The 22081-nt window shown below is 65.6% G+C and carries 24 protein-coding genes; 13 read left to right on the top strand and 11 right to left on the bottom strand.

Going from position 1 to position 22081, the window contains the following annotated elements; translation table 11 throughout:
* Positions 1 to 39 precede the first annotated feature (39 nt).
* A complete protein-coding gene (locus tag ACOJSI_RS16775; protein WP_420139453.1) occupies positions 40 to 282 on the top strand; it encodes a hypothetical protein in 243 nt (80 codons plus the stop codon).
* 51 nt (positions 283 to 333) lie between these two features.
* Positions 334 to 1011: a hypothetical protein gene (locus ACOJSI_RS16770; protein ID WP_420139452.1), complete on the top strand. Its 678-nt coding sequence runs from the start codon at positions 334 to 336 to the stop codon at positions 1009 to 1011.
* Between the two features lie 620 nt (positions 1012 to 1631).
* On the opposite strand, the gene ACOJSI_RS16765 is transcribed toward ACOJSI_RS16770, so the two are convergent.
* On the bottom strand, positions 1632 to 2246 hold the full coding sequence (locus ACOJSI_RS16765; RefSeq protein ID WP_420139451.1) for an OmpA family protein: 615 nt from the start codon (positions 2244 to 2246) through the stop codon (positions 1632 to 1634).
* 258 nt (positions 2247 to 2504) lie between these two features.
* On the opposite strand from ACOJSI_RS16765, the gene ACOJSI_RS16760 reads away from it, so the two are divergent.
* Positions 2505 to 4364: a M3 family oligoendopeptidase gene (locus ACOJSI_RS16760; RefSeq protein ID WP_420139450.1), complete on the top strand. Its 1860-nt coding sequence runs from the start codon at positions 2505 to 2507 to the stop codon at positions 4362 to 4364.
* A 225-nt stretch (positions 4365 to 4589) separates the two neighbouring features.
* Here the strand turns inward: ACOJSI_RS16760 and ACOJSI_RS16755 are convergent, their stop codons facing one another.
* The gene (locus ACOJSI_RS16755) at positions 4590 to 5129 is read right to left on the bottom strand and encodes a type 1 glutamine amidotransferase domain-containing protein (protein ID WP_420139449.1); all 540 of its coding nucleotides are present in this window, start codon (positions 5127 to 5129) and stop codon (positions 4590 to 4592) included.
* A gap of 369 nt (positions 5130 to 5498) precedes the next feature.
* Positions 5499 to 6347 carry a dienelactone hydrolase family protein gene (locus ACOJSI_RS16750; RefSeq protein ID WP_420139448.1) on the bottom strand — a complete coding sequence of 283 codons (849 nt, stop codon included), beginning with the start codon at positions 6345 to 6347 and terminating at the stop codon, positions 5499 to 5501.
* Between the two features lie 121 nt (positions 6348 to 6468).
* Here ACOJSI_RS16750 and ACOJSI_RS16745 point away from each other — a divergent pair, with 121 nt between their 5' ends.
* Positions 6469 to 7164 (top strand): HPP family protein, encoded by a 696-nt coding sequence (locus ACOJSI_RS16745; protein ID WP_420139447.1) that lies wholly within the window; start codon positions 6469 to 6471, stop codon positions 7162 to 7164.
* On the opposite strand, the gene map is transcribed toward ACOJSI_RS16745, so the two are convergent.
* Positions 7161 to 8009: a type I methionyl aminopeptidase gene (gene map / locus ACOJSI_RS16740; RefSeq protein ID WP_420139446.1), complete on the bottom strand. Its 849-nt coding sequence runs from the start codon at positions 8007 to 8009 to the stop codon at positions 7161 to 7163. The genes ACOJSI_RS16745 and map overlap by 4 nt on opposite strands.
* 53 nt (positions 8010 to 8062) lie before the next feature.
* On the opposite strand from map, the gene ACOJSI_RS16735 reads away from it, so the two are divergent.
* Positions 8063 to 8818: a competence/damage-inducible protein A gene (locus ACOJSI_RS16735; protein ID WP_420139445.1), complete on the top strand. Its 756-nt coding sequence runs from the start codon at positions 8063 to 8065 to the stop codon at positions 8816 to 8818.
* Here ACOJSI_RS16735 and ACOJSI_RS16730 read toward each other — a convergent pair.
* The 4 genes from ACOJSI_RS16730 to ACOJSI_RS16715 all read right to left on the bottom strand — a co-directional run bounded on the left by ACOJSI_RS16730 (position 8791) and on the right by ACOJSI_RS16715 (position 11252).
* Complete coding sequence (locus ACOJSI_RS16730) at positions 8791 to 10023, bottom strand: TCR/Tet family MFS transporter (RefSeq protein WP_420139444.1); 1233 nt, start codon at positions 10021 to 10023, stop codon at positions 8791 to 8793. The two genes, ACOJSI_RS16735 and ACOJSI_RS16730, sit on opposite strands and share 28 nt — an antisense overlap.
* Positions 10024 to 10092: 69 nt before the next feature.
* Entirely contained in the window at positions 10093 to 10536 is a 444-nt protein-coding gene (locus tag ACOJSI_RS16725) for a MucR family transcriptional regulator (protein ID WP_420139443.1), read from the bottom strand.
* Positions 10537 to 10717: 181 nt separating this feature from the next.
* Positions 10718 to 10969 carry an SWIB/MDM2 domain-containing protein gene (locus tag ACOJSI_RS16720; protein WP_420139442.1) on the bottom strand — a complete coding sequence of 84 codons (252 nt, stop codon included), beginning with the start codon at positions 10967 to 10969 and terminating at the stop codon, positions 10718 to 10720.
* Positions 10970 to 11048: 79 nt separating this feature from the next.
* Positions 11049 to 11252: a DUF2945 domain-containing protein gene (locus tag ACOJSI_RS16715; protein ID WP_420139441.1), complete on the bottom strand. Its 204-nt coding sequence runs from the start codon at positions 11250 to 11252 to the stop codon at positions 11049 to 11051.
* Between the two features lie 86 nt (positions 11253 to 11338).
* Here ACOJSI_RS16715 and ACOJSI_RS16710 point away from each other — a divergent pair, with 86 nt between their 5' ends.
* The 5 genes from ACOJSI_RS16710 (at position 11339) to ACOJSI_RS16690 (ending at position 17381) form a co-directional block, all read left to right on the top strand.
* A complete protein-coding gene (locus ACOJSI_RS16710) occupies positions 11339 to 12460 on the top strand; it encodes a glycosidase (RefSeq protein WP_420139440.1) in 1122 nt (373 codons plus the stop codon).
* Positions 12457 to 14043, top strand: a complete 1587-nt coding sequence (locus tag ACOJSI_RS16705; protein ID WP_420139439.1) for an alpha-amylase family glycosyl hydrolase — start codon at positions 12457 to 12459, stop codon at positions 14041 to 14043. Before ACOJSI_RS16710 ends, ACOJSI_RS16705 begins: the two co-directional genes overlap by 4 nt.
* The gene (locus tag ACOJSI_RS16700) at positions 14043 to 15065 is read left to right on the top strand and encodes a glycosyltransferase family 4 protein (RefSeq protein WP_420139438.1); all 1023 of its coding nucleotides are present in this window, start codon (positions 14043 to 14045) and stop codon (positions 15063 to 15065) included. The genes ACOJSI_RS16705 and ACOJSI_RS16700 overlap by 1 nt, the downstream gene beginning before the upstream one ends.
* A 17-nt stretch (positions 15066 to 15082) precedes the next feature.
* Positions 15083 to 15811, top strand: a complete 729-nt coding sequence (locus ACOJSI_RS16695) for a metallophosphoesterase family protein (protein WP_420139437.1) — start codon at positions 15083 to 15085, stop codon at positions 15809 to 15811.
* Positions 15812 to 16103: 292 nt separating this feature from the next.
* Complete coding sequence (locus tag ACOJSI_RS16690; RefSeq protein ID WP_420139436.1) at positions 16104 to 17381, top strand: dipeptidase; 1278 nt, start codon at positions 16104 to 16106, stop codon at positions 17379 to 17381.
* A gap of 6 nt (positions 17382 to 17387) precedes the next feature.
* On the opposite strand, the gene ACOJSI_RS16685 is transcribed toward ACOJSI_RS16690, so the two are convergent.
* Both ACOJSI_RS16685 and glpX read right to left on the bottom strand, forming a co-directional pair.
* Positions 17388 to 17582 carry a hypothetical protein gene (locus ACOJSI_RS16685; protein ID WP_420139435.1) on the bottom strand — a complete coding sequence of 65 codons (195 nt, stop codon included), beginning with the start codon at positions 17580 to 17582 and terminating at the stop codon, positions 17388 to 17390.
* Between the two features lie 312 nt (positions 17583 to 17894).
* The gene (gene glpX / locus ACOJSI_RS16680; RefSeq protein WP_420139434.1) at positions 17895 to 18869 is read right to left on the bottom strand and encodes a class II fructose-bisphosphatase; all 975 of its coding nucleotides are present in this window, start codon (positions 18867 to 18869) and stop codon (positions 17895 to 17897) included.
* Positions 18870 to 19056: 187 nt separating this feature from the next.
* Between glpX and ACOJSI_RS16675 the strand changes: the two genes are divergently transcribed.
* The gene (locus ACOJSI_RS16675; RefSeq protein ID WP_420139433.1) at positions 19057 to 19467 is read left to right on the top strand and encodes a hypothetical protein; all 411 of its coding nucleotides are present in this window, start codon (positions 19057 to 19059) and stop codon (positions 19465 to 19467) included.
* Between the two features lie 458 nt (positions 19468 to 19925).
* Here ACOJSI_RS16675 and ACOJSI_RS16670 read toward each other — a convergent pair whose 3' ends face one another.
* Positions 19926 to 21218, bottom strand: coding sequence for a homoserine dehydrogenase (locus ACOJSI_RS16670; protein WP_420139432.1), 1293 nt, complete (start codon positions 21216 to 21218; stop codon positions 19926 to 19928).
* A gap of 116 nt (positions 21219 to 21334) precedes the next feature.
* On the opposite strand from ACOJSI_RS16670, the gene ACOJSI_RS16665 reads away from it, so the two are divergent.
* The gene (locus ACOJSI_RS16665) at positions 21335 to 21565 is read left to right on the top strand and encodes a hypothetical protein (RefSeq protein WP_420139431.1); all 231 of its coding nucleotides are present in this window, start codon (positions 21335 to 21337) and stop codon (positions 21563 to 21565) included.
* The gene (locus tag ACOJSI_RS16660; protein ID WP_420139430.1) at positions 21562 to 21792 is read left to right on the top strand and encodes a hypothetical protein; all 231 of its coding nucleotides are present in this window, start codon (positions 21562 to 21564) and stop codon (positions 21790 to 21792) included. Before ACOJSI_RS16665 ends, ACOJSI_RS16660 begins: the two co-directional genes overlap by 4 nt.
* The last annotated feature ends 289 nt before the right edge of the window (positions 21793 to 22081 follow it).

Here is a 22081-nt window from a genome sequence, read left to right as displayed (position 1 = left end):
GACTGTTCGCCGTGCGCTGCTCGGAGGAAGAAAGGGGGAATGATGCGAACTGCCGTACAGCTTGTCGGTGTCGTGCTCGTCGCGGTTGTCCTTCTGCTTGGGGGCCGATGGTATGCCTATGTCGCCTGGGCGGAGAGCCCGTATGACGAAATCGGCATCGACCTGAACGGCTATGCCCCGGCCGCCTTGCGGCGATGGGGCTGCCACAAGATGCAACAGCGCTTTCCAGGCCAGATACCGCCTTATGGCTGTGCCGGTCCCGACGGTCGCAGCTGGACGTAGCAATCGGCGGACCGATCGCTGGCACATCACACGTGCGTGGAAGGGATGAGGATGCCGTTTGACAGTCTGACGCCGGCCGAATGGCAGGATTTCGTGGCCGGACGCGCGGCGCAGCTGGCCGATCGCCCGCCGGCCGAGGCGTTGATGCGGTTCGAGCTGCTTCCGCGCGGGCCCTATGCCGATCAGACCGGCGCAACCGTCTATCGCGGCGATCTGACGATCGACGGCAATTTCACGCCGCCTTCGCAGGTGATCGTCATCGATGGCGACGTTAACGTCAGCGGCACCCTCTCGACGGTCGATCGGGACAATGGCGGGGATGGGCAGATCACGCTCGTGATCTTCGGCGACGTACGGTGCGGCAGCATCGATCACGATTGGGGCAGCATTCTGTTCGTGACCGGCGACATGATCGTGGCCGACTGGGTGTTTACGGCGCGAGAGGACTCGGCGTTCGTCGTCGGTGGCGATCTCCGCACACCGATCTTCATTGGTGGCGACATCTGGGCCGCGGTCGGCGGGGCCGTCGAGATGGAATATGGGTATGGCTATGCCGTCGGACTGAAGTGGTGCGCCGACGCCTATGGGGCGCCGCAAATCCTGCCTGCGCATGGCTGGCGCGAACTCGCCCTCAAGCTGGGCATTGGCCGGTCAGCCGCGTCGGACACCGCGCAGTTCCTCGATGTGATTGAGGCACGTTTGCGGGAAACCGGGACGCTGAATGGCTGATCCGCAGGGCCAATGCCCCCAGCGGCAGCCGTCCACATCATGGCGGACCACCGCGCCCCAACTAAGACCATCACCGGGCGGCGGGTGGGGTTTATTTTGCGGCTTGGCGACGCTCCCCCTAGCCTAGGCGACACCGCCTGCGGGGGATGGATCCCAGCCTTCGCTGGGATGACGGGCGCGTGTGGCGCCCGCGCCCCGTTTCGCCAACCGGAGGCCCGTCTCCATCGTCACTCCAGCGCAGGCTGGAGTTCATTTCGTGGCTTGGCGACGCTCCTCCTAATCTGGGCGACAGCGCCTGCGGGGCGATGGATCCCAGCCTTCGTTGGGATGACGGGTGCGTGCGGCGCCCGCGCCCCATTTCGCCAACCGGTGGCCCCGTCTCCGTCGTCACTCCAGCGCAGGCTGGAGTCCATTTCGCGGCTTGGCGACGTTCCCCCTAATCTGAGCGATACCGCGTGCGGCCCGATGGACCCCCAGCCTGCGGCTGGGTGACAGGAATGCTGGCTGTGGCAACCAGGAACCGCCAGCTCGGCTCAGGGCGCGATCAAGCGGACGGCCATGCAAGGGGCCTATTGTCATTCCGCCTGGCCCGGCGACCCGATCCGCGTTGAAATCCCAGCTTACTTGGCGGTGACGATCAACTCGATCCGGCGATTCTGTGCCCGGCCGGCGGGCGTCGCATTGTCGGCGATCGGCTGGGTCATGCCGCGGCCGTCGATGGTGATGCGGCGTTCCTGGATACCGCTGCGGATCAGCAGGTCCGCCATCCGCTGTACCCGTGCGCGCGACAGCGCCAGGTTTTGCTCGGGCGTGCCATCATTGTCGGTATGGCCGACCAGCGTGACGCGGCTGTTGGGGTAGGCGCGCAGGATCTGCGCCACCGCATACATGGTGCGCAACGTGCCGGGATTGGGGTTGGTTTGCCACGGCGCGAATTCGGTGCCGGTGAAGCGGAAGGTATTGGGCGCCGGCCGATCCGATTTCAGGAAGGCCGCCAGTTTCTCCTCGGTCGACCCGCGCTCGACCGAGATCGCGCTGTCGGGCAGCAGGATCAGGTGCGCCGTGGGCGATGGCTTGGGCAGCTGTTCCTTCTTGCGGGGATGGAACAACGAAATCTTGCGGGGCGCCGGCTTGGCCGTTTGTTCGGAGGATGCCGCCGCCTTTTCGCTGCACCCGCTGGTGGATGCGACCAGTGCCATCAGCATCGCCGCCTGCAGTCCGTAACGCAGTCTCATGTCGTGCCCTGCCGATCCCCAGTTTAACCATCATATGGCGCGGTTTGGCGCCCGTGCAATGGCCGAGCGCGCAATATTGCGTCTCATTCGCAACCCCATAACCGTGGGTTGTTGCGGATGCGTTGCTGCGCGGCACCGGAAAATGGCCAATGTCAAAGGGATGCGGAGGGAAGGGCTTGTAGCTCTAGCGGCAAGCCCGGCTGCGTTTTACATCACCTCACGGCCCGCCTCCGCGGGAACGCTTCTGATGGGGTATCGATGACCGAACTTTCCCGCCGCGACGCCATGCTTTCGGCTGCTGCCGTCGGCGCTCTTGCCATGGCGAGCGGCGCGCGCGCTGCCGCCCCTACCACGACCGGCGCGGTGTGGGACCTCACCGATCTTTATCCCAACGACGCCGCCTGGGCGGCTGAGCGGCAGGCCATCGCCGCGCGCCTGCCGGAGATCGCGGCCTATAAAGGCCGGCTGGGGGAGGGCGCCAGCACGCTGCGCGCGCTGTTGCAATTGCAATCGGATATCGGCCTGCGCCTGGCGCGGCTCTACACCTATGCCGGGCTGAAGGGGGACGAGGATCTGCGCGTCGCGCCCAATCAGGAACGGCGCCAGCAGGCGGTGGATCTCGCCACCGCATATGGCGAGGCCGGCTCCTGGCTTAACCCTGAATTGCTCGCGCTCGGCTCTGCCAAGGTCCAGGCCTATCTCGCCGCCGATAAAGGGCTCGATAAATTCCGTTTCCAGCTGGACGACGTGCTGCGTCAGGCGCCGCATACCTTGTCGCCGGAAGGGGAATCGCTGCTCGCGGCCGCGCAGGCGCCGCTGGCGGGCCCAGGCGATATCCGCAATCAGCTCGCCTCCTCCGACATCCCCCGGCCGACCGTCACCTTGTCTGACGGCACCAAGGCGAGGCTCGACGATCAGGGCTATACGCTGCATCGCGGCGCCCCCAACCGCGCCGATCGCAAGCTGGTCTTTGATCAATTCTGGGGCAGCTACAAGGCGTTCGAAAGCTCGCTGGGCGCGGCCCTCGCCAGTCAGGTGAAGGGGGAGATGTTCCAGGCCAAGGCGCGTAAATTCCCGACCGCGCTCGATGCCGCTTTGTCGCAGCCCAATATCCCCGAGGGCGTCTATCGCACGCTGGTGGCGCAGGCCAATGCCGGCCTGCCCGTGCTGCACCGTTACTTCGAGCTGCGCCGCCGCATGCTCAATCTTCCCGAAATCGCTTATTACGACATTTACCCGCCGCTCGTGTCGCTCGATCGCAGCTTCTCGCTGGAGGAGATGCGCTCGCTCACGCTGGCTGCGATCAAGCCGCTCGGCCCGGATTATGGCGCGCAATTCGCCAAGGCATCCGCCAACAAGTGGATGGATCCGCGCCCGCGCCCGGGCAAGGTATCCGGCGCTTATATGAGCGGCTCGGCCTATGACGTGCACCCCTATCTGCTGCTGAACCTCAGCGACAAATATGACGGGCTCACCACCTATGCCCACGAATGGGGCCACGCGATGCACTCGCTGCTCGCCAACAAGGCGCAGCCGTTCGAGACGGCCGGCTACCCCACGTTCACGGCGGAGATCGCCTCCACCTGTCAGGAATTGCTGCTGGCCAATTACATGCTGGGCCAGGCCAAGACCAAGCAGGAGAAGCTGTTCTACCTGGGCCAGCTGATGGAGAATTATCGCGGCACCTTCTACCGCCAGACGATGTTCGCCGAATTCCAGCTGGCGATCCACGATCTGGCCGAGAAGGGCGAGGGCCTGTCAGGCGAGAAGATGACCGCGATCAATCTCGATCTGCTCAAGAAATATCATGGGCCGAAATTCGTGATGGATCCGGCCTATGGCGTCGAATGGATGCTGATCCAGCATTATTTCTTCGGCTTCTACGTCTTCCAATATGCGACCTCGATCACGGCCGCGAATTACTTCGCCGACAAGGTGCTTCACGGCACCGCCAAGGATCGCGACAATTACCTGTCCGTGCTGCGCGCGGGCGGATCGGATTACGGCTATGACATCCTCAAGAAAGCCGGCTTGGATATGGCGGCCGCCACCCCCTACCAGACGATCATCCGCAGCTTCTCCGACGTGCTGGATCAAGCGGAGAAGCTGCTCGCCTGAGCCTGTCCTCCGTTCGTGCTGAGCGACGTCGAAGCACGCCCTTCGACACGCTCAGGGCGAACGGTGGAGATTATTATTCCGTCACCCCAGCGAACGCTGGGGTCCATATAGCGGCCTGGTAATGTCGCCGCTAACTTCAGCGGCAGCGCCCGTGACCCGATGGATCCCAGCCTGCGCTGGGATGACGCAGGAGAGGGCATGGCCCGCGCCACGCCCCCGCGCGCCTCATGCGGTCTGCTTGGCGTCCACGCCCAGCTTGGCCAGCAATTCGCGGTTGAACGCCGGGATATCGTCCGGCTTGCGGCTGGTGATGAGGTTGTCGTCCACCACCACTTCCTGATCGACCACGATCGCGCCGGCATGTTTCAGGTCGGTGCGGATCGAGGGCCAGCCGGTGACGGTGCGGCCTTCCAGCACCTCCGCTTCGGCCAGCAGCCACGGGCCGTGGCAGATGGCGGCGACGGGCTTCTTCGCGAACAGGAAGTCGCGCACGAGCTTGATCGCCTGCTCGTTCATGCGCAGCGTGTCCGGATTGGCGACACCGCCGGGGATGACGAGGGCATCATAGCCGTCGACCGCAACGTCGCTGATCAGCGCGTCGGGCGTGATCGTGTCGCCTTTCTTGTCATGTTCCATCCCTTGGATCGGATCGCGGGCAGGGGAGGCGAGCGTCACCTCCACACCGGCGTCGATCAGGGCCTGGCGGGGGTCGAACAGCTCCGATTGCTCGAAGCCGTCGGTGGCGATGATAAGGGCTTTGGTCATAATGAAGCTCCGGGGAAAAGCACTGCCGGTTCAACGTGGCGGCCAAGCCGCCCGTTCCTGCCGGCAAGCCCAAGTGCGTGCCCGCTGCGACAAGGCGAACCGTTCCGGAACCGGCGCAAATCCCGGTCTGTCACACCATGAGCGGTAGAGTTAAGGTTGCGGTAGTGGGGCAGTGCTGCCCATCTTTCCGTCATCCCAGCGCAGGCTGGGATCCATCGTGTCGCGGGCGCTGTCGATCAAATTAGCGTCGACATCGCCAAGCCGCGAAATGGACCCCCAGCCTGCGCTGGGGTGACGGCGGGGGCGGGGTGAGCGGCGCCGATTGAATGAAGGGCGTATCCCGATGCGCCGACGCTCACCGCCCCCGCTTCACGCTACGCCATGCGCCTTGAAGTGGGCCAGCATCCGCGCCCAGCCGTCCTTGGCATCCGCCGCATTATAGCTGTCGCGATAGTCGGCGTGGAAGCCGTGGCCGGCGTCGGGATAGACGTGGATGGCGGACCCGGTCTTGCCCGCTGCCTTCAGCGCGGCGGCCATCGCCTGCACCTGATCCTGGGGAATGCCCTGATCCTTGGCGCCATAGAGGCCGAGCACCGGAGCCCGCACCTCGCCCGCCCGCGCGATCAGCTTCTCGACCCGGCCATACCACGCGACGCCGGCGCGAATGTCGGGATTGACCATCGCCGAACGCCACACCACCGATCCGCCCCAGCAGAAGCCGGTAATGCCGATCGCCCCCGCCTTGGCGAAGCTCTGCTGCTTGATCCAGGCGGTGGTGGCGCGCACATCGCCGTCGACCTGCTCGTCGCTCGCCTGCGCCACGATCGGCATGATCTGCTTGAAGTCGCTGATCGCGGCGAGGTTGACGCCCGATCGGTAGAAGAAGTCGGGCGCGACCGCGACGTAGCCGAGCTTCGCCAGCCGTCGGCAAATGTCCTTGATATAATCGTGGATGCCGAAAATCTCGTTCACGACGATGATCGTCGCATGGCGCGCGCTGCCCTTGGGCCGCGCGACATAGGCCGGTAGCGGGTTGGGTGCGCCGTTGGGGATCAGCGCCTCTTCGATCGTCAGTCCCGTGTCGGGCGTGCGGATCGGCTTGGCGTCGGCGGCCAGTGCGGCGACGGCATAGCCGGCGAAGAACATCGTCACCGCCGCTCGGCGGCCGATATGCAGGTCTTCGGGCTCGGTTCCTTCGGGGCGGGTCAGGTTGTCCATGGCGTCCTCCACTGTTTCGCCAAGGCTACGCCGCCGGGCGGGGCGCGTGCAATCGGTGCTTTGGGGCGGCCCAAGAAAAGCGTCTGTGCATCCGGCACCGCTGCCGCTTAGGGGACGGCGCATGACATCGAACAGGGTTCGCAGCGCCTTGCCGCTGCTGGCGCCGCTCCTGGCCGGCGCCTCTTCGCGGGATCGCCTGGTCGCCAGCCTTGGCGCGCTGCTGGCGATCACATTGGTCGCCGCCTTATGCCACCGGCTGCTGCCGATCCCGTCCAGCCTGCCCTATCTCGCCGCGCCGCTCGGTGCATCGGCCGTGCTGGTCTTCGCGGTGCCGGCCAGCCCCTTGTCGCAACCATGGCCGGTGATCGGCGGCAATGTCATTTCCGCCTTGATCGGCACGTTGGCCGCCCACCTGATTCCCCGGCCGGAAATTGCCGGCGGCGCGGCCGTCGGCGGTGCGATCCTGGTCATGTCGCTGCTGCGCTGCCTGCATGCGCCGGGCGGCGGTACCGCGTTGGTTACCGGGATGGCGTCGCCCGCTATCGCGGAATCCGGCTATGGCTTTGCCGTGCTGCCGATCGCGATCGACGCCATCCTGCTGGTCGCGGTGGCCTATCTGTTCCACCTGGTCTCCGGCCATTCCTATCCGCACCGGCCGCCGGTGAAGCTTGCCCCGGCGATGCCGGAAGGCTTCCACCGGGACGATATCGATCGGGCGCTCGCCGAAATGGGCGATGCGTTCGACATCAGCCGCGACGATCTCGACCTGCTGCTGGCGCGGGCCGAGCATCATGCGGAGGTTCGCCTGAAGGCTTAGCCTTCGTTGGGGCGGTGCGGGATATCCAGCCCCTTCGGGCTCTTGGTGAAGATCTCCGCGCCATCCTCCGTGATGCCGATCGAATGTTCGAACTGGGCCGACAGCGATCGGTCGCGCGTCACCGCCGTCCAGCCATCGTCCAGCACCTTCACGTCGGCGCGGCCGATATTGATCATCGGCTCGATCGTAAAGAACATGCCCGGCTTCAGCTCCGGCCCCGTCCCCGGCCGGCCGAGATGGACCACTTCCGGCGCGTCATGGAACAGGCGGCCGACGCCATGGCCGCAGAAATCGCGCACCACGCCATAGCGATATTGCTCGGCATGCGTCTGGATGGCGTGGCCGATATCGCCCAGGCGCGCGCCCGGCTTGGCCGCCGCGATGCCCAGCATCAGGCATTCATAGGTCACGTCGACCAGCTTGCGCGCCTTCAGCGGCACGTTGCCGGCCAGATAGGTGCGATTGCTGTCGCCGTGCCAGCCGTCCAGCAGCGGCGTCACGTCGACATTCACGATATCGCCGTCGCGGATCAGCTTCGGGCCCGGAATGCCATGGCAGACGACATGGTTCAGGCTGATGCAGGAGCTGTGGGTGTAGCCCCGATAATTGAGCGTCGCCGGCACCGCGCCCGCCGCGATCGTCATGTCATAGACGATCCGGTCAATCTCTTCCGTCGTCACGCCCGGGCGGATGTGCGCGGCCAGTTCGTCCAGGATTTCCGCTGCCAGCCGTCCGGCGCGGCGCATTCCTTCGAAGCCGTCCGGCCCGTAAAGCTTGATCGCGCCGGTGCGCGTCGAAACGGCCTCGCCTGCCGCAATCGTCTGATATTGGGTCATCCGTCCCATATAGAGGCACCGCGCGGGCTTTGCGAGAGCCGGGGGAGCCGCTATCGGGGGCCATGGCTGAGCGTATCTGGACTGCCGCCCTTGTTATCATCGGCGATGAGATTCTGTCGGGCCGCACGCAGGACAAGAATATCGCCCAGCTGGCGCTGTGGCTGAACCTGCAGGGAATAAGGCTGAGCGAGGTGCGGGTCGTGCCGGATCGGATGGACGCGATCGGCGCCGCCGTCACCGCACTGTCCGCCGCCAACGATTATCTCTTCACCACCGGCGGGATCGGGCCGACGCACGACGATATCACGGTCGATGCGATCGCCGCCGCCCTGGGCGTTCCGGTGATCATCCATCCTCAGGCGCGTGCCATCCTCGACGAATATTATGCCCCCCGCGGCGGGCTGACCGAGGCCAGGCTGCGCATGGCGCGCACGCCCGAAGGCGCATCGCTGATCGTCAACGGCCAATCTGGCGCGCCCGGTATCCGCATCGGCAATATCTTCATCCTCGCCGGGGTGCCCCACATCGCCGGCGCGATGCTGGACAGCCTGTCCGGCAAGCTGGAAGGTGGGCGCCCGGTCGTCTCCGCCACGATCGGCTGCTGGGTCCAGGAAAGCGAGGTCGCCGATCTGCTCGGCCAGACCGAAAAAAACCACGACGGCTGCCAGATCGGCTCCTATCCCTTCTTCCGCGATGGCCGCACCGGCGCCAATTTCGTGATCCGCTCCACCGACGAAGCGTTGCTGCAGGCCTGCACCGCGGATCTCACCGCCGCGCTGGCTGCGAAAGGCTATGCCCCCGTCGCCGGCGGCATCTGAGGCGCGCGTCGCATCGCGGCCAGCGTGATCAGGGCGACCAAGGCTGCCGCCGTCGCCACGGCAAAGACGATGCCGGGAAAGCGGAAGGGCGCGCCCGGCCGCGTGAACCAGGCCAAAGCAGGATTGTAGAGCGCCGGCGCCAGGATCGCGCCCAGCGCCGCGATACTGCCGCCAAAGCCCTGCAATTCGCCCTGCGCATTGGCCGGTACGCGCCGCGACATCAGCCCGTTCATCGACGGCATCACCAGGCTCTGCATCGCGGTCAGGCACAGGAATAGGAACACCAGCCAGCCCGTGTGGAGGAAGGTATAGGCGACGAAGCCGATCATCGCGCAGAGGATGCCGAGCTCCGCCGCGCGGCGTTCGCCGAAGCGTTTGACGACCCGCCCGACGACGAACACCTGCGACAGCGCCATCAGCAGTCCGACCAATGCCAGCGATGCGCCGATGATGCCGGGCGTCCATTGGAAGGCAGCGATGGCGAAATAGGACCAGGTCGCGGGATAGACCATGCTCGCCAGATTCCACCAGAAACTGGCGAAGGCGACGGGCAGCACGCCCGGATGCCGCCGCAACGCCATCAGCGCGCCCAGCGGGTTGGCGCGCCGCCAATCGAAGGGCCGCCGGTTCTCCAACTTGTGCGTCTCGGGAAAGGCGACCACCCCGAACAGGAAATTGATCGTCGCCAGCAGTGCCGCGGCATAGAAGGGCGCGCGCGGGCCGACTTCCCCCAAGAGACCGCCAATGGCGGGTCCGATCACGAAGCCGACGCCGAAGGCGGCGCCGATCATGCCGAAGTGGCGCGCCCGATCTTCCGGCGCCGACACATCGGCCATCGCCGCACCGGCGGGGCCGTAAGAGGCGCCGAACAGGCCCGCCAGCGCCCGTCCCAGGAACAGCCAGCCCAGCGAAGGGGCAAAGCCCATCAGCGCATAATCGGCGGCAAAGCCCGCCAGCGCGCCCAGGATGATCGGCCGCCGGCCGAAGCGATCGCCCAGATTGCCCATCAGCGGGCCGGTCAGGAACTGGACGGCAGCATAGATCACGCCCAGCCAGCCGCCGATGCGCGTCGCCTCGGCCAGGCCGACATGACCCAGTTCCATCACGATCCCGGGCAATACCGGCATGACGATGCCGAAGCCGATCGCATCGATCAGCACCGTGATCACCACGAAATAGACTGCGCGCTCGCCCGATCCCGGCATCCTATGCTCCGGATGTGCAGGCGCCATGACGCCTGTCCGGCGACCGATGCGCGCCAGTGCCTGAACCGCTTATTTCTTGGCGGGGCGTCCGCGCTTGGACGCGGGGGCGGCAGCGCCGCGCTGGCGGCCCAGGCCGATCGCCTTGGCCAGCGTCCGCCGCTTATCGGCATAATTGGGGGCGACCATCGGGTAATCCGCCGGCAGCTTCCACTTCGCGCGATATTCCTGCGGCGTCATATTATAGTTGGTGCGCAGATAACGCTTCAGCATCGTCAGCTTCTTGCCGTCTTCCAGACAGACAAGATGGTCGGGCTTGATCGAAGCGCGGACCGAAACCGCCGGTTTACGATCCTCTGCCGCCGGTTCGGCGGTTTCGCCCAGACCGGATAGTGCGCTGTGCACTTTTCCGATCAAGTCGGGCAGCTCACCCACAGTAACGCGATTATGCGCTACATGTGCGGCGACAATGTCCGCGGTGAGAGTGAGGAGATCGGTTGCAGTTTCTTCCGCCATTTTCGCTGACCTGTTTGGAGCCTAATTTATAGGCGGCGCGATTAGCAGATCGTTACGGCGCGCGCGAGTGTTTTCGCTGGCGTAGCCGTGAGCGTCCCTGTGACTGTGACTATTTTACAAACACGGACGGTAGGATGACGATTGAGAGGCCGGTGCGATCGCACCGGCCTCATCGAAAGGATTACTTTACGTGGTTGGAGACGTGCTTGTTCATCTCGAACATGCTCACGCTCTTCTTGCCGAACACCTTCTCCAGCGTGGCGTCGGCGTTGATCTGCCGCTTGTCCTTGCTGTCCTGAAGATTGTTCTTCTTGATATACTCCCACAGCTTGCTGACGATCTCGCTGCGCGGCATCGGACCCTTGCCGACGACGGCGGCCAGATCCGCGGATGGGGTTACGGGCTTGTGAATGCCACCAGTCTTTGTTGCCATGTAAAAGTCCTCCTTTTGCGGCCCCTCTCTCAAGGCTGACGCTGCTATTCCGCGAGGAGAGGCCTTTGGCAAGCCTCTCTTATTCGCGATGGAGCGCCTCTGGCTTGTGTGCCGCGCGCGTGCCCTTGTCGGTTTCGACGATAAATTCAGGATTATCCTTTGATGCCGCGACCTTATGACCGTTGATGGTGGTCGGGCTGGTCTGTTTCTTGACGACCTTCCCATGGGCGGTCCCACCATGCGATTTCCAGCTTACCGCATCGCCTTTGCGTAAATCAGCCATGATCTGCCTCCTGTTCGCGCCCCTCAGGGACCAAAACGCGGCGCGCCGCATTTGTTGCCGGGACAAAGCAAGGCGTTGGGAGCGACATGGACCGGAGCCGCGATTATCTGATCTTCACGCCGGGCGATGTCGATCTGGCGCAATCGCCTTTGCGCGCCTCGCTGGACGTGCCGACCTATGTGCTCGGTGCGTTCAACCCCGGATTCACCCGGCTCGCCAGCGGCAACCTGTTGATGATGGTCCGCGTCGCGGAAGCGCTGCAGGAGCCGGTCGAGGGCGAACATGTCCGCGCGATCCGCTGGACGCAGCATGGCTATGTGCTGGACGATCATCTGCTGACCGGCGTCAACATGGCCGATCCGCGCCAGTTCGACGTCGCCGGCGGCATATATCGCACGCTCGCGCTCACCTCCTTGTCCTGGCTGCTGCCGGTGGAATTGACGCCCGACGGACGCACGATTGTCGCGGTTCATTACGACAAGGCGATCCAGCCGGTCGCCGAATATCAGCATTATGGCGTGGAAGATGCGCGCATCAGCCGGATCGGCGACACCTGGTATATGACGACCTGTTCGGTCTCGGCCGAACGCCATTCCACAACCATGCACATTTCCGATAATGGGCTGGACTATCGCCTCGCCGGGATCGTGCTGGATCATCAGAACAAGGACATGATCCTGTTCGAAGGAAAGGTCGCCGACAAGTATATGGCGCTGACCCGGCCGTTGGGAGAGGTCTATTTCGCTTATCCGGACGACAGCCCCTATCGCGGCGGCCCGTCGATCAACCTCGCCCAATCGCCGGATGCGCTCCACTGGAAGCCGCGCGATGAGCCCTTCCTCCGCGCGCGCAAGGCCTCCTCTTCGTCGATGAAACTGGGCGGCGGCAGCCAGCCGATCCTCACCGACAAGGGCTGGCTGATCCTGTATCATGGCGTCGAAACGCGCGCGAAGGTTGGCATCTACCGCACCTTCTGGGCGCTGCTCGACCGGCACGAACCGTGGAAGATCCTGCGGCTGGAGGATGCAGATCCGCTGCTGGAGGCCGATGCCTCGCTCACCGCTCCAATCGCGCACCAGCTTTATCTGCCGACGGAGGTCGTCTTCACCACCGGCATCGTCGATGCAGGCGAGGATTATATCGTCGCCAGCGGCGAGGCCGATCTTGCCTGTCGCATCACCCATGTCCCCAAGGCGCGCTTCGCATGAGCGACCATGCCTGGTGGCAGAGCGGGGTGATCTACCAAATCTATCCACGCTCCTTTCAGGATACAAACGGCGACGGCATCGGCGATCTGCCGGGGATCGAGCGGCGACTGGACTATCTGGTCGATCTCGGCATCGATGCGATCTGGATTTCGCCCATCTATCCCTCGCCAATGGTCGATTTCGGCTATGACGTCGCCGATTATACCGGCGTCCACCCGATGTTCGGCACGCTTGCCGATTTCGATCGGCTGTTGGCGGCGGCCCATGCGCGCGGGCTGAAGCTTCTGCTGGATTTCGTGCCCAACCATTCGTCGGATCAGCATCCCTGGTTCGTGGAAAGCCGCTCGTCCCGCACGAACCCCAAGCGCGATTGGTATATCTGGCGCGATCCCGCGCCCGGTGGCGGCCCGCCCAATAATTGGATCAGCGATTTCGGCGGACCGGCCTGGGAATATGATGCCGCGACCGGTCAATATTATTACCACGCCATGCTGCGCGAGCAGCCCGATCTCAACTGGCGCAATCCCGATCTCAAGGCCGCGATGCTGGATGCGATGCGCTTCTGGTTTGATCGCGGCGTCGATGGCTTCCGTGTCGATATCCTCTGGCACATGATCAAGGCGGCCGCCTTTCCGGACAACCCGGCCAACTCCGCCTGGGTCCCCGGCATGGCGGACAAGGAACGGGTGCTACAGCAGCATTCGACCGATCAGCCGGAAGTGTTCGCGCTGGCCGCCGAGATGCGCGCGCTCGCGGATTCCTATGAGAAGGATGGCCGGAAGCGCGTGCTGGTGGGAGAGATCTACCTGCCGCTCGAACGGCTGATGGCCTATTACGGCCAGGCGGGGGAGGGCGTGCATCTCCCCTTCAACTTTCAGCTGGTGGAAGCCGCCTGGGATGCGCGTGCGATCCACCGGATGGTGCAGGAGTATGAACGCGCTCTGCCGCCCGGCGGCTGGCCCAATTGGGTACTGGGCAATCATGATCGGCCACGCATCGCGACGCGCGTCGGCGCGGCCCAGGCGCGGGTGGCGGCGATGCTGCTGCTGACGATGCGCGGCACGCCCACGCTTTATTATGGCGATGAACTGGGCTTGGCCGACGTCGCGATCCCGCCCGATCTGGTGCAGGATCCGCGCGAATTGCTGGAGCCCGGCCTCGGCTTCGGGCGCGATCCGGTGCGCACGCCGATGCCGTGGGACGACAGCGCCAATGCCGGCTTCACCACCGGCACGCCGTGGCTGCCGCTCAACCTCGATTGGCGCGACCGCAATGTCGCGGCCGAAGCGGCGGATCCGGCGTCGATGCTTGCCTTGCATCGTGCCTTGCTCGCGCTGCGTCGCGCTCATCCCGCCTTGGCGGTCGGCGACGTTCACCTGATCGCAGCGGACGGCGACGTCCTTGCCTACGAACGAACCTATGAAGGGGAAAAGATCGTGATAGCGTTGAATCTGGGGGCGCGGGATCATGCGGTTGCGCTCCCGGCCGGCCGCCTGCTCCTCTCCACGCTGCCGCAGGGCGGCTACACGCCGGGCCGGCTCGCCCCCGATCAGGGCGTTGTCCTGTTGGCGGAGGCGGTCTGATGCGTATCGCCATGCTCTCGCCGATCTCCTGGCGCACGCCGCCGCGCCATTATGGCCCGTGGGAATTGATCACCAGCCTGCTGACCGAGGCGCTGGTCGCCAAGGGCGTCGACGTCACCTTGTTCGCCACCGCCGACAGCGAAACCGCCGGCACGCTCGCCGCCGTCGTGCCGGCCGGCTATTCGGAAGATCGCACGCTGGATGCGAAAGTGATGGAGATGCTGCACGTCTCCCACGTCTTCGAACGCGCCGGCGAATTCGATCTGATCCACAATCAGGCGGATTTCGTGCCGCTCGCTTTCTCGCGCCTGGTCGATGTGCCGCAGGTCACCACCATTCACGGCTTCTCGTCCGAACGGATCGTGCCGGTGTTCAAACGCTATGAGGATCGCGTTCATTATGTCGCGATCTCGGATGCGGATCGCCATGCCGATCTCAAATATGCGGCGACGATCCACCATGGCATCCGCCTCGACGAATTTCCGTTCGACGCGGCAGGCTCCGACGATCTTCTCTTCTTCGGCCGCATCCATCCCGACAAGGGCGCGGCCGATGCGATCCGGGTGGCGCAGGCGACCGGCGATCGGCTGCTGATGGCGGGCATCGTCCAGGACGAAGGCTATTATGCGCGCGAGGTCGAACCGCATATCGACGGCGGCCAGATCAGCTTCAACGGCCCCTTGGGCGGCGCCGCCCGCACGCGCGCGCTCGGCCATGCCAAGGCGTTGCTCCACCTCATCCATTTCGATGAGCCTTTCGGCCTGTCAGTGGTGGAGGCGATGGCCTGCGGCACCCCCGTCATCGCCTATAATCGCGGTTCGATGCCGGAACTGATCGACCATGGCGTCACCGGCTTCCTCGTCGAAACCTTCGACGAAGCGCTCGAGGCGGTGCAACAGGTCGGCGAGATCGACCGTGCCGCCTGCCGCCGCGCGGTAGAGGACCGCTTTTCGGTCGAGACGATGGCGGACAAATATCTGGAATTGTACAAACAGATCCTCGACGGAACCTTGCCCGGCTGAGGATCGCTTGTTCGATCATGGCCCGCTTGTTCCACGTCTCCGATCTCCATTTCGGGCGCGAAGACCGCGCTGCGCTCGATTGGTTTGCGGGGCTGGTTGCGGCGGAGCGGCCGGATGCGCTGATCTGCACGGGCGATCTCACCATGCGCGCGCGCAAGGCGGAATTCGCCGCGGCGGCGCAATGGCTGGCGAGCCTCAACGTGCCGATGACGATCGAGGTCGGCAATCACGATCTGCCTTACTTCAACCCGCTTGCGCGGCTGCTCGCCCCCTATCGCCGCTATGCGCGGGTGGAGCGTGCGATCGAGCGCACCCTCGATCTTCCGGGCGTGTTGATCGTGCCGCTCAAGACGACCGCGCGCTTCCAGATCCGCAACCTCTCCTGGGGGCGCGTGTCGCGCTCGGGCTTGAAGGCGGCGCTGCAGATGCTGGTGGAAAAGCCTGCCGATGCGGTGGCGATCGTCGCCTGCCACCATCCGTTGATCCGCACCGGCTTCACCGGCCATGGCGATACGCGCCACGGCGCGGAGGCGCTGGCGCTCTTGGCCGAAGCCGGCGCGGATGCGGTCGTCAGCGGCCACGTCCACGACGCCTTCGACGTAACCCATCAGGAAGCCGGCCGTCCCGTGCGCCTGATCGGCTCGGGCACGCTTTCCGAACGTCTGCGCACGACCCAGCCTTCGTTCAACGAATTGCGCATCGATGGCGGGCGGTTGGAGGTGATCAACCGCGTCATGGCGCGGTAGCCGTCCGCGCCGCGCATCAGCACATCCTGCGTCACCCTGAACTCATTTCAGGGTCCAGCCCTCCCCCGAGCGGCGTCGCTGCTGGCGCGATGGATGCCGAAACAAGTTCAGCATGACGATGCGGTGCCAAGCTGCTCAGTCCTCGCCACCACTGCCGTCAGCCCGGCCAAGCCTGTGGTCCATGGCGCGGGAAGCACACCCTGGTCGCAACGTTACAGGCTGTCCCGCACGTATGACGTATTGCCGGGGTCGGCCGCTTGTCGCCGCACTGCTTCCACGTCATCGTGGCGCTATGCACCGCTTCCTCCTTGCCGCCGCCCTGATCGCAACCCCGCTGGCGGCTGCGGCACCCGCCGATCCCATCGCCACCCGCGTCGCCCGCATCCTCAAGGACACGCCGTTGATCGATGGCCATAATGATTGGCCGGAATCCCTGCGCGAGCGCGAAGGGGAAGGGCGCTGGACGATCGACCTGCGTTCGGGGCTCGGCACGAAGTCCGTGCCCTACAACACCGATATTGCGCGCCTTCGCCAGGGCATGGTCGGCGGGCAATTCTGGTCCGCCTGGGTCTCGGCCGATCTGCCGCCGCTGGAGCAGGTCAAGGAGACGCTGGAGGAGATCGACCTGATACACACCATCGTCGCCCGCTATCCGGACACGTTCGAGCTCGCCACCACCGCCGCCGACGTGCGCCGCATCCACAAGGCCGGCCGGATCGCCAGCATGATCGGGGTCGAAGGCGGCAACCAGATCGACAACAGCCTGTCGGTGCTGCGCGCTTACCATGCCTTCGGCGCCGGCTACCTGACGCTCACCCACAGCCGCACGATCGAATGGGCGGATTCCGCCACCGACAATCCGAAACATGGCGGCCTCACCCCGTTCGGCGAAGCGGTCGTGCATGAACTCAACCGGCTGGGCATGCTCGTCGATCTCAGCCACGTCAATGAAGACACGATGCGCGACGCGCTGCGCGTCAGCCGCGCGCCCGTGATCTTCTCCCATTCGGGCGCGCGTGCGGTTGACGATCATCCGCGCAACGTGTCCGACGATGTGCTGAAGCTGGTTGCGGCCAATGGCGGCGTCGTAATGGTCAATTATTCGCGCAGCTACGTCTCCGATGCCTATCGCCGCTGGTCGGCGGACGAGGCTGCGGAAAAGACGCGGATGAACGCCCCGCCTTATGGCGGCCTTTATATCGGCCAGCCGGATAAGGCGGCAGCGGCGCTGGCGGCATGGCGCCAGGCGCATCCGGCGCCCACGGTCACGCTGGCGGACGTCGCCGATCATATCGATCATATCGTGAAGGTGGCCGGCATCGATCATGTCGGGATCGGCTCGGATTTCGATGGTGTCGGCAACAGCCTGCCCGAAGGGCTGGGCAGTGTCGCGACCTATCCGGCGCTTCTGGCGGAGTTGCTGCGGCGCGGCTGGAGCGATGCCGATGCGGCCAAGCTCGCCGGCGGCAATGTGTTGCGGGTCATGGAAGCGGCGGAAAAGGTGGCGGCGTCGATGAAAAGCGAACTGCCCGGCACTGCGACCGAGCCGGCGCTGGACGGCGGGAAATAGCCCGCGTCAGCGCCGGTAGCGGTAATAAAGGGCGCCCGCGCAATAAGCGATCAGCGTCAGCTTGAACCATAGGCACAGCGCCACGATCGCACCGCCGCGCAGAACCCAGGCCGGCAGACCCGAACTATTAGCGAGTTCAGAGCAGGTGCCGAACAGCCAGCCGCGGCTCGGCACCTGAAGGTTGTTGTCTTCGCGGATCATGATCCTCTCCTGTCCTTGCACTGGATCGCGCGGGATCATGCCAGGACGGGAACGGGGCCAACGGCGGCGAAGATGCAGGTCGCGCTGACGGCGAAAGCGAATACGCCCATGCCGAACTGAACGAAGAGCGAGTTGGACTTGGTGGTCATCGAAAGTCTCCCTGAAGGACTGTGTCGCCGGACCATTCCGGCGATGCACAAGACTTTGCAGGGAGCGTGCCAATTGCCTTTCAGAGCATAATAAGCCTGGATTTTCGTGTTCGATCACTTTGCTACGCCAACTCGCGGCGGGTTTTACGATAGGTTGGCGCGCTTAGCCAACGATGCCGCGGCGATGCTCACCCTTCACCCAGCGCACCGTGCCGGAGCTGGCCCGCATCACCACGCTTTCGGTGGTCATCTTGTCCCCGCGCCGCTTCACCCCCTGCAGCAGCGATCCATCGGTCACGCCGGTCGCGGCGAAGATGGCGTCGCCGCGCACCAGATCCTGCAGCTGATAGATGCGGTCGAGATCGGTCACGCCCCACTTGCTGGCGCGCGCGCGTTCATCGTCGTTGCGGAACAACAGCCGGCCTTCGAACTGCCCGCCGACGCAGGCCAGCGCGGCGGCCGCCAGCACGCCCTCCGGCGCGCCGCCCGAGCCCATATAGATGTCGATCGTCGTGTCCGGATCGCTCACCGCGATCACGCCGGCGACGTCGCCATCGGGGATCAGCATCACGCCGCAGCCGATCGCGCGGAGCTCCGCGATCAGATCTTCATGGCGCGGGCGATCCAGCACGCAGGCGATGATCTCATTGGGCGCCACGCCCTTGGCCTTGGCCAGCGCATGGACATTCTCGGTCGGCGTGCGCGTCAGGCTGACGAGGTTCTTGGGATAGCCCGGGCCGATCGCGATCTTGTTCATATAGACGTCGGGCGCGTTGAGCAGGCAGCCTTCCTCCGCAATCGCCAGCACGGCGAGCGCATTGGGGCCGGCCTTGGCAGTAATGGTCGTGCCTTCCAGCGGATCCAGCGCGATGTCGATCTTGGGCCCGGTGCCCTTGCCGACCTTCTCGCCGATATACAGCATCGGCGCTTCGTCGCGCTCGCCCTCGCCGATCACGACGGTGCCGTCGAATTCCAGCTCGTTGAAGGCGTGGCGCATCGCCTCGACCGCGGCCGCATCCGCCGCTTTCTCGTCGCCGCGGCCGACCATGCCGCACGCCGCGATCGCCGCGGCCTCGGTCACCCGCACCATTTCCAGAACCAGCACGCGATCGAGCGTCTTCGAAGCTTTCACCGGCATCGTCGTGCTGTCCCCTCTTGTGGATGTCGGGGCGGCGATAGGGCGGCCATGTGACCTTGTCGAGAAAGCCGCTGATAGCGCTCCCGCTTTTTAGGGCACGGTTGCATCCGCTTCGGACGAAGCGCGGGAAAGCCATGGTCAAGCGATCGCGCGCGGTGCATCCTGGGCGGGAGAAGGGAGCTGTCCGATGCGCCTGATCCTTGCCGCTCTTGTCGCCTGCGCCTTTGGATCCGTCATGGCCTGCGCCGCCCCCTACGGACCGGAGCCAACCCCCGTCACCAAAGCGACCCTGGTCCAGCAGTCGGCCGCCTTGTATCGCGACAAATATCGCCACGGCTACGTCCCGTGCCCAACGCCGACCCATGCCAATGAGGTCGTGATCTGCGGCAACGGGCGCGGCGGCTCGGCCGATCGCCTGCCCCTCCCCGACGAACGCGGCCCCCGCAACGCGACGGGGGAAATCCCAGGCGCCGTCGAGGCGATGGCCGATCCCGATATCTGCGGCCCCCAATCCTGTGCCGGCGGCGGCCCGGTCAATCTGATCGCAGCGGCGGCGGCCGGAGTAAAACTGGTTCGCGCGCTCGTCGACCCCGACTAAGGAAGCCGGCCACCGCTCCACCACATCCCCGTCACCTCAGCGAAGGCTGGGGTCCATCGTGCCGCAAGCCGTGCCGTTCCAGCAGGGCGCTACATCGCCAAGCCGCCAAATGGACCCCAGCCTACGCTGGATGACGGCAGTGGTGGTGACTGACCGGCCTAGCACCACGTCGTCATGCTGAACTTGTTTCAGCATCCATCGCGCCAGCCGCGACGCCGCCCGGGGAGGGTTGGACCCTGAAACAAGTTCAGGGCGACGGGGGATGTGCGGCGGGGCGGCCCAAACTTAGCGCGCCATCACCCGATGATCGCGTCCAGCCCGTCTCGATATGCAAGATGTGCTTCGCGCGCCATGAACCCCAGCCTGCGCTGGGGCGACGGCAGGAGGAGGTCTGCGGATCGCGATGTTCGCAGTGAATGGCGGCCGGCGCGTACCCAGCATCCCGCAGCCTTCGCCGCTCAGCTCTCCAATATATGCATCAGCATCGGCGTGCCGAGCAGGCTGGGCGATCCGTCCAGCTTTTCGAGCGCGGCGCTGACGCAGCGTTCCGGCCCTTCATGCGTCACCATCACCAGCAGCACGCTGCCGTCGGCGGCGGCGCCGCGCTGGATCATGCTTTCGATCGAGACGCCGGCATCGCGCATCGCCGCGGTCAGCTCGGCCAGCACGCCGGGCCGGTCGGATACGGTGAAGCGCAGATAGACGCGCCCGCGCCGCTCGCCCGCAGAGGCCGATGCCGCCTTGGCCAGGCTGCGCACCGGCATCGCAAAGGCGGGCCCATATTCGCCGCGGGCAATGTCGATCAGGTCGGCCACGACCGCGCTTGCGGTCGGACCTTCGCCCGCGCCGCGGCCCTGGAACAGCAGCCGGCCGACGAAATTGCCCTCCGCCACCACGGCGTTCAGCGATCCGGTGACATGCGCCAGCGGGTGGCCCAGCGGCACCAGGCAGGGGTGGACGCGCTGGAACAGGCCCTTGCTGCTGGCCTCGCCAAAGCCGACCAGGCGCACGCGAAAGCCCAATGCCGCCGCCTCGGCAATGTCGGCGGCCAGCACATGGCGGATGCCGGTGATCGCGACCGCGCCGAAATCCACCTCGGTCCCGAACGCCAGGCTCGACAGGATCGCCAGCTTGTGTGCGGCATCCACGCCATCGATGTCGAAGCTGGGATCGGCCTCGGCATAGCCCAGCGCCTGCGCCTCGCCGAGGACCTCGGCAAAATCGCGCCCCTCCGCTTCCATCGTCGTCAGGATATAATTGCAGGTGCCGTTGAGGATGCCATAGACATGCTCGATCGCATTGGCGGCCGCGCCCTCGCGCAGCCCCTTGATAACCGGAATGCCGCCCGCCACCGCCGCTTCATATTTGAGCGCGGTATTGGCCTCCTCGGCGGCGGTGGCGAGTTCCAGCCCGTGATGCGCCATCATCGCCTTGTTGGCGGTGACGAAGGCCTTGCCCTTGCCCAGCGTGGCGCGCGCCAGCGTCAGCGCCGGCCCGTCCGAACCGCCGATTAATTCCACCACCGCGTCGACATCCTCGCGCGCGGCCAGAGCGGCGGTGTCGTCGACCCAATCGATGCCGGTCAGATCGATGCCGCGGTCGCGCGTGCGATCGCGCGCGGATACGGCGACGATCTCGATCCCGCGGCCGGCGCGCCGTTCGATCAGGTCGGCATTCTGGGTGAGGACCTTGACCACGCCTGCGCCGACGGTGCCCAGCCCTGCCAGGGCGATACGAAGCTTCTCTGCCATGATCCTCCCCCTAACCGGGCGGTTCGACGTTGCAACCCCGTCGCCTGCCCCATTTACCGGAACGGGGAGGCGCGCCGGCTCGTTCTACCCACGATCCCCAATCAAGGAGAGTGATCATGGCCGACGAACTGACCCCCATCGATGAAACCGGCACCCTGACCGAGGAAGAGCGTGCCGCGCGCGAGGCGCAGGATTTCGCGAAGCGCGCGCAGTTCGGCCAGACCGGCGACCGGGTCGATCAGACGATGGGCCATATGGGTGGCGCCGGCGCCGCCGCGTCCGGCCCGGATATCTCCAAGCAGAGCGAGCCCGCACCTGCCATCCCCAGCACTCTGCCCGGCCAATGACCGGCGACGCTGATCGCGGCGGCGATCCGGCCGCGGAGGAGCGCGGCCATCCCGCGTCCATCGCCAAGGACGGCAGTGTCCATGGCTCGGGCGCAGGCGCGGGTGGCGGCGGCACGCCGGAGGATTTCGACGCGGATGCCGCCAGCGGCGATTCCGGCGACCTCCAGCCCCGCCACGCTCCCACGCCCGGCCAGGGTGGCGACGCCCCCAAACACGGCAGCCGCTAAAACCACGCCCTCCCACCCGTACCGCCGGGTGGGGAGGTTTGTGGATTCCAGTCCGCGCCTCTCAAATCCCTACCGCCGTCACCCCAGCGCAGGCTGGGATCCATGGCGCGTGCCGCTGCTACCTGCGCCGAGGTGAAAACCACGCCCGACCAGCGCGCTGATGGTTCCGTGGGTGCCAGCCTGCGCTGGCATGACGGCGGATAGGCGCGGCTTGTGTGGCGTATCGGCCGGCAGGCACGTCATCGCTGCGGTCAGCCCGACGCGCCTACTGGACGCGCGCCCACGCCGT

Origin of the sequence: Sphingomonas sp. (genome assembly GCF_048595155.1) — a bacterium.
In the GTDB taxonomy this organism is placed as follows: Bacteria; Pseudomonadota; Alphaproteobacteria; order Sphingomonadales; family Sphingomonadaceae; genus Sphingomonas_I.
The sequence above is the reverse complement of the archived record's forward strand: the minus strand, read 5'-3'. Positions and strand labels throughout refer to the sequence as shown.